The 16,201-nt window shown below is 62.9% G+C and carries 13 protein-coding genes; 12 read left to right on the top strand and 1 reads right to left on the bottom strand.

The annotated features are described in order from the left end of the window. Positions 1–7 precede the first annotated feature (7 nt). The 3 genes from AC1DYF_RS04270 (at position 8) to AC1DYF_RS04260 (ending at position 4,215) form a co-directional block, all read left to right on the top strand. Positions 8–1,480, top strand: coding sequence for an aldehyde dehydrogenase (locus AC1DYF_RS04270; RefSeq protein ID WP_477875430.1), 1,473 nt, complete (start codon positions 8–10; stop codon positions 1,478–1,480). 94 nt (positions 1,481–1,574) lie between these two features. Next, positions 1,575–2,630 carry an Ldh family oxidoreductase gene (locus tag AC1DYF_RS04265; RefSeq protein ID WP_477875429.1) on the top strand — a complete coding sequence of 352 codons (1,056 nt, stop codon included), beginning with the start codon at positions 1,575–1,577 and terminating at the stop codon, positions 2,628–2,630. A gap of 157 nt (positions 2,631–2,787) precedes the next feature. After that, a complete protein-coding gene (locus AC1DYF_RS04260) occupies positions 2,788–4,215 on the top strand; it encodes an aldehyde dehydrogenase family protein (protein ID WP_477875428.1) in 1,428 nt (475 codons plus the stop codon). 36 nt (positions 4,216–4,251) lie between these two features. Here AC1DYF_RS04260 and AC1DYF_RS04255 read toward each other — a convergent pair whose 3' ends face one another. Then, a complete protein-coding gene (locus tag AC1DYF_RS04255; protein WP_477875450.1) occupies positions 4,252–5,100 on the bottom strand; it encodes a GNAT family N-acetyltransferase in 849 nt (282 codons plus the stop codon). Positions 5,101–5,365: 265 nt separating this feature from the next. Between AC1DYF_RS04255 and AC1DYF_RS04250 the strand changes: the two genes are divergently transcribed. The 9 genes from AC1DYF_RS04250 (at position 5,366) to AC1DYF_RS04210 (ending at position 16,194) form a co-directional block, all read left to right on the top strand. Beyond that, entirely contained in the window at positions 5,366–6,694 is a 1,329-nt protein-coding gene (locus tag AC1DYF_RS04250) for an NAD(P)/FAD-dependent oxidoreductase (protein WP_477875427.1), read from the top strand. Between the two features lie 8 nt (positions 6,695–6,702). Beyond that, positions 6,703–7,827 (top strand): acetylornithine deacetylase, encoded by a 1,125-nt coding sequence (argE, locus tag AC1DYF_RS04245; RefSeq protein ID WP_477875426.1) that lies wholly within the window; start codon positions 6,703–6,705, stop codon positions 7,825–7,827. A gap of 16 nt (positions 7,828–7,843) precedes the next feature. Then, complete coding sequence (locus AC1DYF_RS04240) at positions 7,844–8,767, top strand: 2-hydroxyacid dehydrogenase (protein ID WP_477875425.1); 924 nt, start codon at positions 7,844–7,846, stop codon at positions 8,765–8,767. 22 nt (positions 8,768–8,789) lie between these two features. Next, positions 8,790–9,146: a cupin domain-containing protein gene (locus AC1DYF_RS04235; protein WP_477875424.1), complete on the top strand. Its 357-nt coding sequence runs from the start codon at positions 8,790–8,792 to the stop codon at positions 9,144–9,146. After that, positions 9,143–9,607 (top strand): GNAT family N-acetyltransferase, encoded by a 465-nt coding sequence (locus AC1DYF_RS04230; protein ID WP_477875423.1) that lies wholly within the window; start codon positions 9,143–9,145, stop codon positions 9,605–9,607. Before AC1DYF_RS04235 ends, AC1DYF_RS04230 begins: the two co-directional genes overlap by 4 nt. Before the next feature lie 87 nt (positions 9,608–9,694). Beyond that, on the top strand, positions 9,695–11,737 hold the full coding sequence (locus AC1DYF_RS04225; RefSeq protein ID WP_477875422.1) for a hydantoinase/oxoprolinase family protein: 2,043 nt from the start codon (positions 9,695–9,697) through the stop codon (positions 11,735–11,737). Positions 11,738–11,739: 2 nt separating this feature from the next. After that, entirely contained in the window at positions 11,740–13,707 is a 1,968-nt protein-coding gene (locus tag AC1DYF_RS04220; protein WP_477875421.1) for a hydantoinase B/oxoprolinase family protein, read from the top strand. 22 nt (positions 13,708–13,729) lie between these two features. Further along, positions 13,730–14,635, top strand: coding sequence for a LysR family transcriptional regulator (locus AC1DYF_RS04215; RefSeq protein WP_477875420.1), 906 nt, complete (start codon positions 13,730–13,732; stop codon positions 14,633–14,635). A gap of 95 nt (positions 14,636–14,730) precedes the next feature. Continuing rightward, positions 14,731–16,194 (top strand): aldehyde dehydrogenase family protein, encoded by a 1,464-nt coding sequence (locus tag AC1DYF_RS04210; protein WP_477875419.1) that lies wholly within the window; start codon positions 14,731–14,733, stop codon positions 16,192–16,194. Positions 16,195–16,201 lie beyond the last annotated feature (7 nt).

The raw sequence follows: 16,201 nt of genomic DNA, 5'->3' as shown, positions 1-16,201 counted from the left end.
AGACGACATGACTTCCCTCCCCGCGACAGTTCGCACACAGGCTCTGATCGATGGCGCGCTGGTCGACGCCGAAGGCAAGGCCGCGTTCGACAATCTCAACCCGGCAACCGGCACGCTCCTGAACCGGATTGCCGCCTGCTCGGAGGCCGATGTCGACAGAGCCGTCAAAGCTGCCAGGAAGGCATTCGACGACGGTGTCTGGAGCGGCTTGGAGCCGCGCGAGCGCAAACGCATCCTGCTCAACTTCGCCAATATAGTCGAAGCCAACGCCGCCGAACTGGCTCTGCTGGATTCAATCGATGCAGGCAAGCCGCTGACGGATTGCGAAACGCTCGACCTCCCAGATGTCGTGAATAATATTCGCTGGTATGCCGAGGCCATCGACAAGGTGTTCGGCAAGATATCGCCCACCGGCGAAGGCAATCTGGGACTTATCGTTCGCCAGCCCGTCGGCGTTGTCGGAATGGTGCTGCCGTGGAATTTCCCCGCTGGCACTCTTTCCTGGAAGATTTCCCCGGCACTGGCTGCCGGCAATTCCATTGTCGTCAAGCCTGCCGAACTTGCCTCGCTTTCGACGATCCGCATTGCCGAACTTGCCTTGCAGGCCGGAATTCCCGCCGGCGTGTTCAATGTCGTCCCCGGCCTCGGCCATGTGGCTGGCAAGGCGCTGGGCCTGCATCCGGATGTCGACGTCCTGACCTTTACCGGCTCGACGGAAATCGGCCGCCAGTTCCTGCGCTATTCGGCGGACAGCAACCTCAAGAAAATCGTCCTCGAATGCGGCGGCAAGAGCCCGCAGATCGTCATGGCGGATGCGGCCGACCGGCTTGACCAGATTGCGGAGAACCTTGCGGGCGCTGCTTTCTGGAACATGGGCGAGAACTGCACCTGCGGCTCGCGCATTCTCGTCCAGGCATCGATCAAGGACGCGTTTGTCGACGCCCTGGTAAAGGCTACCGAAAGCTGGGTCGTCGGCCAGCCGACCGACCGGACGACAAAGCTCGGACCGCTGATCGAAGCCTCGGCACTGAAGCGCGTGATGGGCGCCATCCAGCAGGCGAAGGCCGATGGCGCCGAGATCGTCGCAGGCGGCAACCGTGCCTTGGAAGAAACCGGCGGCTGGTTCGTCGAGCCGACGATCGTCAGCAAGGTCACGCCCGACATGGCCATCGCCCGCAATGAGATTTTCGGCCCGGTGGTTGCCGTCATGACCTTCGAGACGGAAGAAGAAGCGATCCGCCTGGCCAACGATTCCAACTACGGCCTAGCCGCGACCGTGTTTTCCAACGACATAAACGTCGCGGTGCGCATGGCGCGCAAGGTCCAGGCGGGAACCGTGGCCGTCAACGGCTATGGCGAAGGCGACATCACCACACCGTTCGGCGGCTACAAGACGTCCGGCTTCGGCGGCTATGACAAGGGCATCGAGGCTTTCGACCAGTATACGCAGATGAAGACAATCTGGGTCACGCTGGCCTGACGATCCGGCAAGCGGTAGGGCTTGCGCGTGATGCGCGAGCCCAAGCTACGGACGACACATGCGGCCTGAATGGCGATCACGTTTCGGGATGACGATGACCGATGCGGTAAACCTCTCGCTGTCGGAAGCGACTGCGCTCAGTTTCGACATTCTCGCCAGCACGGGATTGAGCCAGGCCCAGTGCGAAGTCGTCGCCGATGTGATCGTGCGTGCGCAAAGCGATGAATGCCATTCACACGGACTTTATCGCCTGCTCGGCTGCGCGTATTCCGTCAGAACGGGACGGATCAACAAGATCGCGGAACCAGTCATCAGCGATATCGCCCCTGCGATCCTTCAGGTGGACGCCGACCATGGCTTCTCCTCGCTGGCCTATAGCCGCGGCATCGACCTCGCGATCCTCAAGGCAAAGAACCAGGGGCTTGCAGCGCTGGCGATCAACAATTGCCATCATTTATCGGCTCTGTGGCCCGAAGTGGAACCGATCGCGGAACAAGACCTGGCGGCGATCGCCATGACGCCAAGCCACAGCTGGGTTGCCCCCGCGGGTGGAACGCGACCCGTGTTCGGAACCAATCCCTTCGCCTTCGCCTGGCCTCGTCCCGGAAAGCAGCCCTTCGTCTTCGACTTTGCCACGAGCGCCACAGCGCGAGGCGAAATTGAACTGCACAACCGGCAGGGAATGCCGATCCGTGCCGAACTTGCGATCGACCTCAACGGCAAGCCGACGACCGACCCGGCCGAAGCACTCAAAGGCGCCATGCTGACCTTTGGAGGACATAAGGGCTCGGCGCTGTCGGCCATGATCGAACTCCTCGCCGGTCCCCTTATCGGCGACATGCTCAGCATTGAATCCAAGGCCTATGACGGCGGCAGGGATGCGGCACCACTGCACGGCGAGCTGGTCATCATTCTCGATCCGGCCTCGTTTCTCGGCGGCTCACTTGGCCAGAACCTGGATCGGGCCGAAATGTTGTTCGAGGCGATCTCAGGCCAGAATGCGCGGCTTCCATCTCAGCGTCGCTATGAGGCCCGGCGAAGGACCATGCGCGACGGGATGAATATACCGCGCGCGCTCTACAACGATCTCATCAAACTACGCCCGGCTCTCGATCCGATGCTCACACGCGCGTTTTCCAGGCACTTGTGATCTGAAGCGTTCTGGGAGCCGTCGATGGCGCTCGCTTCGACCTGCTGTTCGGCAGCATCAGCCGAATTGCCTCGGCTTTCAGCATTCCTAGCGATTGCACTGTGCTATGGTCCAGCCAGCCGGACATACCCTCCTTGCCAATTCGATGGAGTTTGGAATGAACAATGCACTGAAATTCTACATCGACGGCGCCTGGGTCGAGCCTCTCGGCACGAGCACCCTCGATGTCATCGATCCGGCGACCGAGCAGCCATTTGCCCGGATCGCCATGGGCGGTCGCGAGGACGCGGAACGGGCGATCAGGGCTGCGCGCACGGCATTTCCGTCATTTTCGATGACGACGAAGGAAGAAAGGCTCGAACTGCTCGAACGTGTTCTCGCCATCCTGACGCGCCGGAGAGACGAACTCGGCGAGGTGATCTCGCGGGAAATGGGCGCGCCGCTGGATATGGCGCGCAGCCAGCAGGCTGGAATCGGCATATCGCATTTCAAGCAAACCATCCGGGCGCTCAAGTCTTTTGAGCTCGAATACATGCAGGGATCGACGAGGATCGTGCACGAACCGGTCGGGGTCATCGGGATGATCACGCCGTGGAACTGGCCGATCAACCAGATTTCATGCAAGGTGGCGCCGGCGCTCGGCACGGGCTGCACGATGGTGCTGAAGCCGTCCGAGATTGCCCCGTTGAGCGCTGTCATCTTTGCCGAGATCCTGCACGAAGCCGGCGTGCCCAAAGGCGTGTTCAACCTTGTGCATGGCGACGGGCCTACAGTCGGCAGCCTGCTTGCCAGCCATCCCGACATCGACATGGTGTCCTTCACCGGCTCGACCCGGGCCGGCATTTCGGTGGCCCAGATGGCAGCGCCGACCGTCAAGCGCGTGCACCAGGAACTGGGCGGCAAATCGCCCAATATCGTGCTCAGAAGCGCCGATCTCGAACAGGCCGTCAGCGCCGGCGTGCGCCGCTGCTTCGACAATTCCGGCCAGTCCTGCAATGCGCCGACGCGCCTGCTGGTACCGCAGGAGCGGATGGACGATGCGATCGCGATCGCCGCCAGGGCTGCCGATGCCATCAAGGTGGGGGCGCCAGCGGATCCGGAAACCAACATCGGTCCCGTGGTCAGCAAGGTCCAGTTCGACAAGATCCAGAGCCTGATCCGCAAGGGCGTCGAGGAAGGTGCGGAGCTCGTCACCGGTGGCCCGGACAGGCCGGCGCATCTCAATGCCGGCTATTATGTCAGGCCGACCGTATTCGCCCGCGTGACCAACGACATGACGATCGCCCGCGAGGAGATTTTCGGGCCGGTGCTCTCCATCCTCGGCTACGACTCCGTCGACGAGGCCGTGGCCATCGCCAATGACACGCCCTATGGCTTGGCCTCCTATATCCAGGGCGACCTGGAGGAAGCACGCGCACTCTCCCGGCGGCTGCGGACCGGCACCGTGCGCATCAACAGTTCGGCCTGGGATGGCGCCGCACCTTTCGGCGGCTACAAGCAGTCAGGCAATGGCCGCGAATATGGCAAGTTCGGCTTGCATGAATTCACGGAGATCAAGGGCGTTGTCGGCTATGACGAGGCATAGCCCCCGGCGCATGACGCGTCGAAGCTCGCAGAAGAATCAGCCCAGCGCCTGGGTCGCGAGCGCGTATGTCTCGAAGGCATGCGCGTCCTGCGCGACAACGGGTTTTCCAAACGACATGGTCAGGACTGTGTCATAGACCTGCAAGCCGGACTGCGACAGGTAGGAGGCAAAGTCGCCGCTTTCCCGGCGCGTATCGAGCCGCAGGAACCGGCCGGCATGGCGCTCGACATGCGGGCGGATGACGGCGATCGCGTCGCTGTCGTTCGATGCGACCACCGGACCGATGACATGGCCCCGTCCGAAGGGACGACAGAAGGCGAAAGCCTGCAACACGCCGGAGCGAAACAGGCCATAGGCGATGGATTGGCGCTCGAGCCGTGTGACCAGCGGCGTCCGGTCGACGCCGAAGCCGGCCGCATCCAATGCGCATACAGCCGCGAGATCGCCGGCGCCGAGCAGCCGCACATCGCCGTCGGACGCTGTCGCCTCGATGCCATCGCCCATTCGCGCCGTGCCCTGGCATTGGAAGACAGTCTTCTCCGGCTTGAAGTCGAGCGACAGATAGAGCCGCCGCGCCGCGCGGGTGGCGCTGAGGCTGAGCTCACGGCCGGAAACTTCGCTCAATATGTGATTCATCAGCCATTGGCCGGTCCCATTGGTCTGCAGCCGCGGCGAGGTGATGACCATGCCGACAGTCGCAAACCGGTCGCCGTGCGGAAACCACATGCCGGACCCCATCACGCGCCCGATCTCGTCGAGCGCCACGATGCCGTGGCCGGTCTCGCGCAGAAACTGCCAGTCCTCGGCGCGATGCGGCCAGCCCACCGAGATCGACAGCGCGTGCAGCTGGTCGAGCTCTACATCCTGGATGTTGCCGATGCGCATGGAGAAAGCATCGACCCGCAGGCTGTCTGATACCTTCAATGTCCACCCCTACGATTGGATACCGATATGATGCGCTGAGAGGAGCGCATGTCCCGCATGTGAAGATAGGCCAATCCGCCCGATACAATTTGCTCGRAAAACGCATGACTGCACAACAATCGACTGAAACATTCCTGCATTCGGCATGCAATCATGCTGACACGACGTCATCCTATCGGCATTCGATCATCCAGAATTCGCCTTCATAGCCCAACGAGCCGGAAACATGTCGCCACCCGTGCGCAGGATTGTCACTCCTTACGAAATTCCCCAATCCGTCGACGTCGTTGTCGTTGGCGCCGGCATGGCGGGGATCTCCGCCGCGCTCAGCCTGGCAAGCCGCGGCACGTCGGTCGCGGTCATCGAAAAGGGCATCGTGTCCGGCGAGCAATCCTGCCGCAATTGGGGCTGGTGCCGACAGCAGAACCGCGATCCGCGCGAGCTGCCGCTTGCCCAGCTGGCGCTGCAAATCTGGCGCGACCTCAACCGCCGCACCGGCGAGGAGACCGGGTTTCGCGAAACCGGCCTCGTCTATGCCTCCAACAATGCCGCCGACATCGCCACCTGGGAGAAATGGGGCAGGATCGCACGGGAATTCGGCGTCGACACGCGCATGCTCTCCAGCGCCGAGGCAAAGGAGAAATTGCCGGGCAACAGCCAAAGCTGGCAAGGCGGCGTCCATTCGCCGACCGACGGCAAGGCCGAGCCGGAGCTGGCAGTCGCAGCGCTTGCCAAGGCGGCAATAGCCGCCGGCGCAACTATCGTGCAGAATTGTGCCGTGCGCAGTTTCGAGACCAGCGCCGGCCGGATTTTCGGCGTCGTCACGGAGCGCGGGCTGATCCGCTGCCAGGCCGTATTGGTGGCAGGCGGCGCGTGGAGCGGCATGCTGCTGCGCCATCACGGCGTTAAATTCCTGCAAGCGTCGGTGAAGTCGACATCCTTCTACACCAAGGCGGCAGAAGCAGTTACCGAAGGCGGCATTTTCACACCGGATGTCACCCTGCGCCGGCGCCTGGATGGCGGCTACACGATCGGGCTAAGCGGCCAGGGGCAATTGCAGATCACCCCCTGGGGCCTGCTGCAGGCCAAGGCTTTCTGGCGAACCTTCCAGATCCGCCGCAAGGGCCTCACCTATTCGCTCGGCAGATCATTCTTCGACGGGCCGGAATCACTGGCCAAGTGGCGCGCCGACAGCATCTCGCCGTTCGAGCGCATCCGCACCCTCGACCCGGCACCCGACCAGCATCTCGTCGCCAAGGGCGTCAGGAAGCTACAGGAATACTATCCGGCACTCACGGGTATCACCGTGGCGCAAAGCTGGGGCGGGATTGTCGATTCGACGCCGGATGCCATCCCCGTCATCTCGCCCGTCCAGTCGCGTCCGGGCCTGTTCATCGCCTCCGGCTTTTCCGGGCATGGCTTCGGCATCGGACCCGGCGCCGGCCAGCTCGCCGCCGATCTCATCCGCGGCGACAGGCCCAGCGTCGATCCAAAACCGTTCCGCTACGAACGCATGATCGACGGCACCGATCTCGGCAAACCCGGCATGCTCTGAGGACCATGATGGACACGCTCGACATCCTCTCGCGTCTGGTTGCTTTCCCGAGCGTGGTCGGCACGCCGAACGGCGATATCGTCGACTGGGTCATGCAATATCTGCAAGGCCTGGGCGCAACCGTGACCGTGCTTCCGGGGCCGGAAGGCGACAGGGCCAACCTGTTTGCCACGATCGGCCCGAGGGACGGAACCGGCTATATCCTCTCCGGCCACATGGATGTCGTGCCCGCGCGCGAGACCGGCTGGACCTCCGACCCGTTCACACTGCGCCGGGAGGGCGACAAGCTCTACGGGCGTGGAACGACCGACATGAAGGGTTTCCTGGCGGCAACGCTGGCCGCGGCGCCGGCGCTCGCTCGCTCCAATCTCGGCAGACCCATCCATTTCGCCTTCTCCTATGACGAGGAGGCCGGATGCCGTGGCGTGCCGCATATGCTGGCGCAGCTGAAAGAGCTTTGCGCACCGCCACTCGGCGCGATCATCGGCGAACCGAGCCGCATGCAGGCAGTGCGCGCGCATAAGGGCAAGGCAGCCGCGCGTGTAACCATCGGCGGCCGGGCGGGCCACTCGTCCCGTCCCGATCTTGGCCTCAACGCCATCCATGCAATGGCCGACGTGCTGAGCGGCGCGGTGGCGCAATCCCGACGGCTGGCGGAAGGTCCTTTCGACCCGACCTTCGAACCATCCTACTCTTCGCTTCAGGCCGGCATCATTTCCGGAGGGCAGGCGCTGAACATTATTCCGGACAAGTGCACGCTCGACCTCGAGGCGCGCGCCATCGCCGGCGTCGATCCCGGCGACCTGCTGGCACCAATCCGAACGCGGGCGGAGGCGCTCGAGGCGCAGGGCTTCACCGTGGACTGGACGCCGTTAAGCGCTTATCCATCCCTGTCGCTCGCCGCTGATGCCGCGCTCGTCGGATTGCTGGAGGATCTGACCGGTCGGACATCGCTGGCCGCCGTTAGCTATGGCACTGAAGCCGGCCTCTACCAGGCGGCTGGTGTCGATGCGATCATCTGCGGTCCTGGCGATATCGACCGGGCTCACAAGCCCGACGAATTCATCCTGCTCGCCGAGCTTGAACAATGCCGAAGGATGATCGAGGCTCTCGGCGAAAAATGCGCCGCCTGAAAGGCAAAGGCTGACAATGACCTTTCTGTTCAATTCCGATGCCGCGCGCGGTGCGATCTTCGCCGAGGCTTTTGCGCACGCGCTGCCGGATGTGCCCTTTTCCATGGATCCCGCAAGCGTCGACCCGGATGCGGTCCGATACCTGATCACATGGACCCTGCCCGACGACCTCGCCCGCTACCGCAATCTGGAAATCCTGTTTTCGATCGGTGCCGGGGTCGACCAGTTCGACGACAAGTTAGTGCCCGCGCATATCAAGATCGTGCGCATGGTCGAAGACGGCATCATCCGGATGATGCAGGAATATGTGGCGCTAGCGGTGCTCGCCTTGCATCGCCAACTCCCTGACTATCTCAGTCAACAGCGAAAGGCAGACTGGCGTGCCTTGCCCCAAAGGCAAGCGCAGGAGATCCGTGTCGGCATTCTCGGCCTCGGCAGCTTGGGCTCGGCAGTCATCGAACGGCTGAAACCCTTCGGTTTCGCCCTTGCCGGCTGGAGCCGATCGTCGCGCGAGATAGAGGGTGTCCGTTGCCATCACGGCGACGACGGTCGCAGGCTCATGCTGTCTCAGACAGACATCCTCGTCTGCCTGCTCCCGCTGACGCCGGAGACCACCGGCATCCTGAACGCCTCGCTGTTTGCCAGCCTGCCGGCGGGCGCGATGCTCGTGCATGCCGGGCGCGGCCAGCATCTCGATCACGATGCACTGCTGGAAGCACTCGATTCCGGTCATCTGGCGAGCGCCTTCATCGACGTCACCGATCCGGAACCACTGCCGGCAGAGCATCGCTTCTGGGCACATCCGAAGATCATCCTCACACCCCATGTCGCAAGCACGACCCAGCCGGAAACGGCGGCCCGCGCCGTGATCGACAACATCCACCGCCTTCGTGCCGGCCTCGAGCCGATCGGTCTGGTCGACCGCCGGCGCGGCTATTGACTCCACATTCGAAAGGTCCTCCATGTCGCTGCTCAAAACCGTCGTCACCGATCCGCAGTCCACGCCGAGGCACTCCAAGGCTCTGCCTGAAAGGCTGATCACCGGCGATCCCTCGTTCAAGACCTGGGCGCAGGACGAGGCAAAGGACGGATCGGTGCGTACCGGCGTCTGGGAGGCGACGCCCGGCGAAACGCGTTCGATCAAGGGCGAAACGTTCGAGTTCTGCCATATCCTGTCCGGCGTGGTTGAGATCACCCCCGATGGCGGCGAGGCCGTGACATATGGAGCGGGCGACAGCTTCGTCATGAAACCGGGTTTTGTCGGCAAATGGAAAACCATCGAGACGGTGCGGAAAATCTATGTGACGGTGGGCGGATGACGGCAGGATCATCCAAGGCGATATTTTCCGCGCAGCGCGACGGCTATCTGCTGAGCACGGACCCGGAGCAGATCGATCTCGGCGTGGTCCATAGCTTTCTCGCCAATGATTCCTATTGGGCCAAGGGGCTTGATCCGGATGTGCTCAAGCGCGCGCTCGATCATTCGCTCGTCATCGGCATCTATGCCCCGGACGAAACGATGGCCGCCTTTGCCCGCGTCGTCACCGACTATGCCATGTTCGCTTATCTGCGTGACGTCTTCACCCTGCCCGCGCATCGCGGCAGGGGTCTTGCATCATGGCTGGCGCGGGAAATCCGCAACCATCCGGAACTCGCCACCATCAGCACCTGGATGCTGGCGACGGCGGATGCACACGCGGTCTATGAAAAGGCCGGCTATCGGCCGGCGCCACAGCCAGGCAATTATATGATCGTGCCCAAACCTACGAAGACATCATAACCAAAGGTTATGGACTTCACCTAAATATTCTGTGGTAGCCGCATGACCCGCCTGCGAAAACTGCTTCCGCAGCGAAGGAGTATGACCATGGCCTATCGGGTTGGCGTGGATGTCGGCGGATCGTTTACCGATTTTGCTGTGCTGAATGAACAGACGAACCAGCTCTCAACGCTCAAGGTGTTTTCACGGCCGGATGCGCCTGGCGAGGAAGTGCTGCTCGCGCTCGACAAGCTCAAGGCGCGCGACGACATCGAGCCCTCCGACATTTCCTATTTCACCCATGGCACCACGGTTGGCGTCAACACAGTCATCCAGCGCAACGGCGACAATATCGCCCTGTTCACAACGCGCAATTTCGAAGACGTGCTGGAGGTGGCGCGGCTTAAGATCCCGCAGATCCACAATCTCTATTCCGTCCGGCCCAAACCGCTGATCTCGCGCGACCGGGTCTTCGGCATCGCCGAACGAACCCTCGCCACCGGTGAGATATTTCTGGCACCCGATGAGGCGGATGTCGCTCGCGCCGTGGAAGCCGTGATCGCCTGCCGCTGCACCGGTATCGTGCTCTCCTTCCTGCATGCCTATCGCAATCCCGCCAACGAGCAGGTGGTGAAAGCGATGATTGGGCGCATCGCACCGCATCTCAACGTCATCTCTTCTGCCGAGACCTGGCCGGTGATCCGCGAATATGAGCGGACGATCACCGCCGTCATCAGCGGTTATGTCCAGCCGCGCGTCGCCAACTATCTCGATCGCTTCGAAACCGTGCTGCGCCGGCAAGGCGTGTCAGGGCCGTTGACGATCACCAAGAGCAATGGCGGCGTGATGGGCATCGACCAGGCKCGCAAGGAATGTGTGCAGATGATCCTGTCGGGCACGGCGTCCGGGGTCATCGGTGCGGGCCATCTCGCCCATGCGAGCGGCTTTGACCATATCCTCAGCCTCGATATCGGCGGCACCAGTGCCGATGTCGCCGTGATCATCGACGGTCAGGCGCAATATGGGGTCGGCGAGGTGATCGGCGACTTTCAGATCCACGTGCCATCAGTCTCCGTCAGTTCGGTCGGCCAGGGCGGCGGCTCCGTCGCCTGGCTCGATGCGCTCGACACATTGCATGTCGGCCCGGAAAGCGCCGGTTCGACGCCCGGCCCCGCTTGCTATGGCCGCGGCGGCACGAAGCCGACAATCACCGATGCCATGGCTGCCGCCAACCTGATGGGGCATATGCCGCTGGGCTATGGCGCCGTCACCGTCGATCATGCGGCAGCCAGGGCGGTACTGGCGCCGCTGGCAGAAAAACTCGGCACCTATGTCGAGACGCTGGCCGGCAATATCATCGATATCTCGGTGTCGGGCATGTATGCCGAAGTCAGCGCGCTGATGTCGCGCTATGCCATCGACCCGCGTGAATTCCACCTCTTCGCCTTCGGCGGTGCCGGCGCGATGCTGGCCTGCTTCCTGGCGCGCGAACTCGACATGAAGGGTGTGATCGTGCCGCCCGCGCCTGGCGTCGTCTCGGCCCTTGGCGGCCTGGTTGCCGACCTGAAGAACGATTTCATCCGGACGATCTACTGCGATGTGACGACGGACGAGATCGCTGCGCTCACGCCCATGCTCAACCAACTCGAGGACAGCGCCCGAGCCTGGCTGACGGCACAGGCCTATCATGACGAAGGCACGATGCGCCTGACCGCCGATATGCGCTATCTCGGCCAGTCTTTCGAAATAGAAACCGAAATCGAGGCGGATTGGCTCCTCTCCGGCAATGCCGCCGCCATCACCGCGGCCTTTCATCGTGAACATGAGCGTCTCTATGGCCATGCCGATGCCAAGGCGGCCGTACAGATGATCAACCTCCGGCTGGTGATCACTGGCGCAACGCAAAAGCCCGGGCTGCTGGAAATTGCCAAGGGCAGCGAAGCCTTAGAGCCGCGCAAGACGGTCGAGGGCTGGTTCGATGGCCGTTCCTGGGCGACGCATGTCTATCATCGTGCCCAATTCGGTTCGGGTCATCGTCTGCGAGGTCCGGCAATCATCGCGCAGGATGACACGACGACGGTGGTTCCACCCGGTTTCGAGCTCGTGGTCGATCGTTTCGGCAATCTCATCATCACCAAGGCGGAGTTCTGATCGTGGCGATCGACAAGCGCAACATCAAGGTCCTGGCCAATTTCTGCTCCGCCGCCGCCGATGCCATGGCGTTCACGCTGATGCGCACCGCGCACTCGGCCTTCGTCAAGGAGACGGAGGATTTTTCCTGCCAGGTGGTCACCCGTGAGGGCCTCGCCTTCGCCAATCCCCGCCAGTTCGGCGCGCCCTGGTATTCCGGTATCGACTATGCGCCGCTGCTGGAGGCCTTCTACAGCTATGCCGACGGCGATATCTGCATCACCAACGATCCCTATAGCGGCTTCGTCGCCACCCATTCGCCCGATATCCATATCTGGAAACCGGTTTTTTATGACGGGCGGCTCGCCTGCTTCGTCGTCGGCCATATCCACAATACCGATGTCGGCGGCGCCGTGCCCGCATCGCTGTCGCGGTCGCTCTCCGAGATCGAGCAGGAGGGCATTCGCATCCCGCCGGTCAAGCTCGTCGAGGGCGGGCGGATGAACACATTCGTCACGGCAATGATCGGCGCCAATGTGCGTATGCCGCAGCAGAATCTCGGCGACCTGCATGCCCAGATCGCCTCGGTCAATATCGGCGAGCGCAAGATGCAGGATATTGTTCGCCGCTTCGGCTTCGACACTTTCATCGAAGGCGTCGAACAGATCCTCGACTATGCCGAGGCGCAGACGCGCCAGATCATCGCGAGCGTTCCGGATGGCGACTATTTCTTTGCCGACTATGCCGACGAGGATTCGGTCGGCGGCAAGCCCTGTCGCATTGCGCTCACCTTGAGGGTGCATGGCGATGAAGTCATTCTTGACTATACCGGCAGTGACCCGCAGCTCGGCTCGTCGCTGAACATGCCGACCGGAGGTCGCGAGCGGCATCCGCTGGTCATGGTCGGGCTCACCTATGTCCTCTTTACCCTGGACAATAATCTGCTGTTGAATGCCGGAACGCTCAGACCGGCAAGGGCCATCCTGCCGGAAGGCTCCGTGGTCAACTGCACGCGGCCGGCGGCCGTCGGCATGCGTTCACTGACTTGCGCCATGACCCAGATCGTTACGCTGGGCGCCTTCGTCCAGGCCCTGCCGCACCTGATGCCGGCCGCATCGCCGGGCGGAAATGCGATCATGAACATCAAGACGACGGGCCGCAACGGCAAGCCCGTCATGGCCTCGATCGGCCCGGTCGGCGGTGGTGGCGGCGGCACACCGTTTTCGGACGGCAGCGATGGAGCCGGCGGCGCGACGGGCTTCCTGCGCAACACGCCGATCGAGATCAGCGAGGCAGAAGTGCCGATCCGCTTCCTGCGCTACGGCCTGGAGCCGGACACCGGCGCTGCTGGCAAATATCGCGGTGGACTGTCGGCCATCATGGAGTTCGAGATTTCCGCCCCCGAAACCGTGGTCACGGCGCGCAACCGCAACCGGTCGGTGATGCCCTCCTGGGGCGTGGCTGGCGCGCATGCCGGAGCAATCTCGCAATTCATCCGCAATCCGGATCGCGAGGATGCCGTCTCGCTCGGCAATACCGATGTCGTCCATTGCGGACCCGGCGATATCATCCGGGTGATCGGGCCCGGCGCCGGCGGCTATGGCAATCCTTTCGACCGGCCGGTCGAGGCCGTGCTCGCCGATGTGCTGAAGGGCGTGGTCAGTGGAGAACGAGCTCAGCAAGACTATGGCGTGGTGATCCGTCATGGCCAGGTCGATACGGACGCCACGTTTGCCCTGCGGACGAACCATCCGCGTGGATCGACCGATATCATCAGCTATGGTGCGGAGCGTGCCGCCTTCGAGCACGTCTGGACGCGCGAGCGCTACGACCTGCTGACGGATTTCCTCGCCACAGCACCGGTCGGCTGGCGATATTTCCTCAAGCACCGTGTCTTCGACGCGGTCGAGCGGATGGCGAGCGATCCGAGGCCGGTCGGCAAACAGATGCGTGGACTGTTTGACGAGATGCGAATCCGCTACGCTCTCTGAAACCCGTGATCACCGGACGGACATGAATCTGCGCCAGCTGGAAGTTTTCCGCGCCATCATGCGCGACGGCACGATCACCGCCGCCGCCAATGCGCTCGGCATTTCCCAGCCGGCGGTGAGCAAGCTTCTGGCCCATCTCGAAGACCAGCTCGGTTATCCCCTGTTCGACCGGATCGGCGGACGACTGGTGGCGACGATGGAAGCACAGCTTATCTATCCCGATGTCGATCGGGCCTTTCGGCAATTTGACACGTTGACGGCCCTGACGCGTGACGTCGGCGCGGCAAAGATCGGCCTGCTCCGGATCGGTGCCAGCCTTCCCATCGCCTATTCGCTTCTGCCGGAAGCCCTGGCCACCTTCCGCCGGGACCAGGGTGACGTGAAGATCCACCTGCATACGCTGCCGAAACGCGAGATCGCCGATGCGCTGGAATTGGGTGACATCGACGTGGCGATCACGCTCAGCCCGATCCTGGCGCCCACCGTTCGTTTCGAAATCCTGGCCGACATCCCGGTCGTTGCGGTGTGCCCGGACGGCGATCCGCTAGCTTCGGCAGACATTGTCCGGCCGAAGGACCTGCTCGGCCGGCCGCTGATTTCCTATGCCTCGCATGCCGAAGTCATCGGCCCTGCCCTCGACAAGGCCTTCGAAGCGGAGGGAGAGAAACGCGATGTCTCGATCCAGATCGCCTCGTCGATCGGCGCTCTGCCCCTGGTCCGGCGTGGGCTGGGTATTGCGTTGGTCGACAAGCTGTCGGTGTGGCAAGCCGATGATGTCGTCGCCTGCCCCTTCGCCCCCGAAGTCAACATGCAGCTCTGCGTCTCCGTCAACCGCTCGCGGCCGGAGGCGCGGTTCCTGACGCCCTTCCTCGTCATTCTCCGGAGAACCCTGGCCACGGCGAAAGAATTCACTGTCCGCGCCCGTTAAAACGGGAGATTCGTCGGCCCTCTCCTTGTCACACGATGCATGCTGCTCCGAAGGTGGAGATAGTCTGACGGCAGACTCCGGAGAGAGAACATTCCATGGGCCTGAGCTTCGATCCCGATACATTGTCCCTGCCGATCGGCCATTTCATCGGTGGCGAACTGGTTTCGGCGGCAGGCGCTATCGATATGCGCCGCCCCTCGGACGGCAAAGCCTATGCCGGCTGCCCGATTGCCGGCGCGGACATGGTCGATCGTGCGGTGCAGTCGGCCAAGGCGGCGCTGAAGGCCAGCAATTGGGGTGGCGTCCGGCCGCGGGAGCGCACCAGGGTGCTGCATGCCTGGGCCGACCTGATCGAAGCCGAGGCAGAGACGCTCGCCCGGATCGAGGCGCTCTCCTCCACCCGGCTGGTTGGTCAGCTCGTCGCCGGTGACATCGCTGTCACGGCCGAGCAGATCCGCTTCTTCGCCGAATTTGCCGATAAGGAAGGCAGCGACGTCGTACCGACCGACGACAAGACGTTCGGTATGATCCTCAGCGAGCCCTATGGGGTCGTCGGCGCGATCACGCCGTGGAATTTCCCGGTTTCCATGGCCGGCTGGAAGCTCGGCCCGGCACTGGCCGCAGGCAATGCCGTGGTGCTGAAGCCATCCGAAATGACGCCTTTTTCCACTGTCTATATGGCACAGCTGGCGGTCGAGGCCGGCCTGCCGGCAGGACTTTTCAACGTCGTGCTCGGCGATGGCGCCACGACTGGCAATGCGTTGACCGGCCATGCCGATATCGCCAAGGTCAGCTTTACCGGCTCGACACGCGCCGGCTCCGCCATCATGGAAAACATCGCCCGCTCGGGCGTCAAGCCGATGACGCTAGAACTGGGTGGCAAAAGCCCGCAGATCGTCTTTGCCGATGCCGACCTTGCCAAGGCAGCCGATGCAATTGCCGGCAGCGTGCTCTTCAATGCTGGCCAGGCCTGCGTTGCGGCGACGCGCGTGATCGTCGAGGCAAGCGTTGTAGACCAGTTCACCGAGGCACTGGTGGCCCACATGTCAAGTGTCCGGCCCGGTCCGACCTGGGACGAGGCTACGCAATATTCGCCTGTTATTTCCGAGCGCCAGCGGGATCGGATCGGATCGATCGTCGACGCGGCCGTGGAAGGCGGCAGCCGGTGCATCATCGGCGGCAAAGCCATGCAGCGTGAAGGCTATTTCTACGAGCCGACGCTGCTCACAGATGTCGATTCGTCGTCGCCTGCCATCATCGAAGAAATTTTTGGACCGGTGCTGACACTGCAAACATTCGAGACCGAGGAGGAGGCGCTGGCATTGGCCGATCATCCGACCTATGGCCTCGCCTCGGGCCTCTTCACCTCCGACCTGTCGCGGACGATCCGGCTGGCACGCCAGATACAGGCAGGTACCGTCTGGATCAATCGCTACAGCCGGTCGCGCGATCATATCCTGCCGACGGGCGGCTATAAGCGCTCCGGGCTCGGCAAGGATCTCGGACGCGAGGCCTATCTCGCCAACCGCAAGACCAAGAGCGTGCTCATCAGCCTTTGAGGAAGTC

Source organism: Rhizobium sp. P2_G9 (assembly GCF_056403475.1).
The sequence above is the reverse complement of the archived record's forward strand: the minus strand, read 5'-3'. Positions and strand labels throughout refer to the sequence as shown.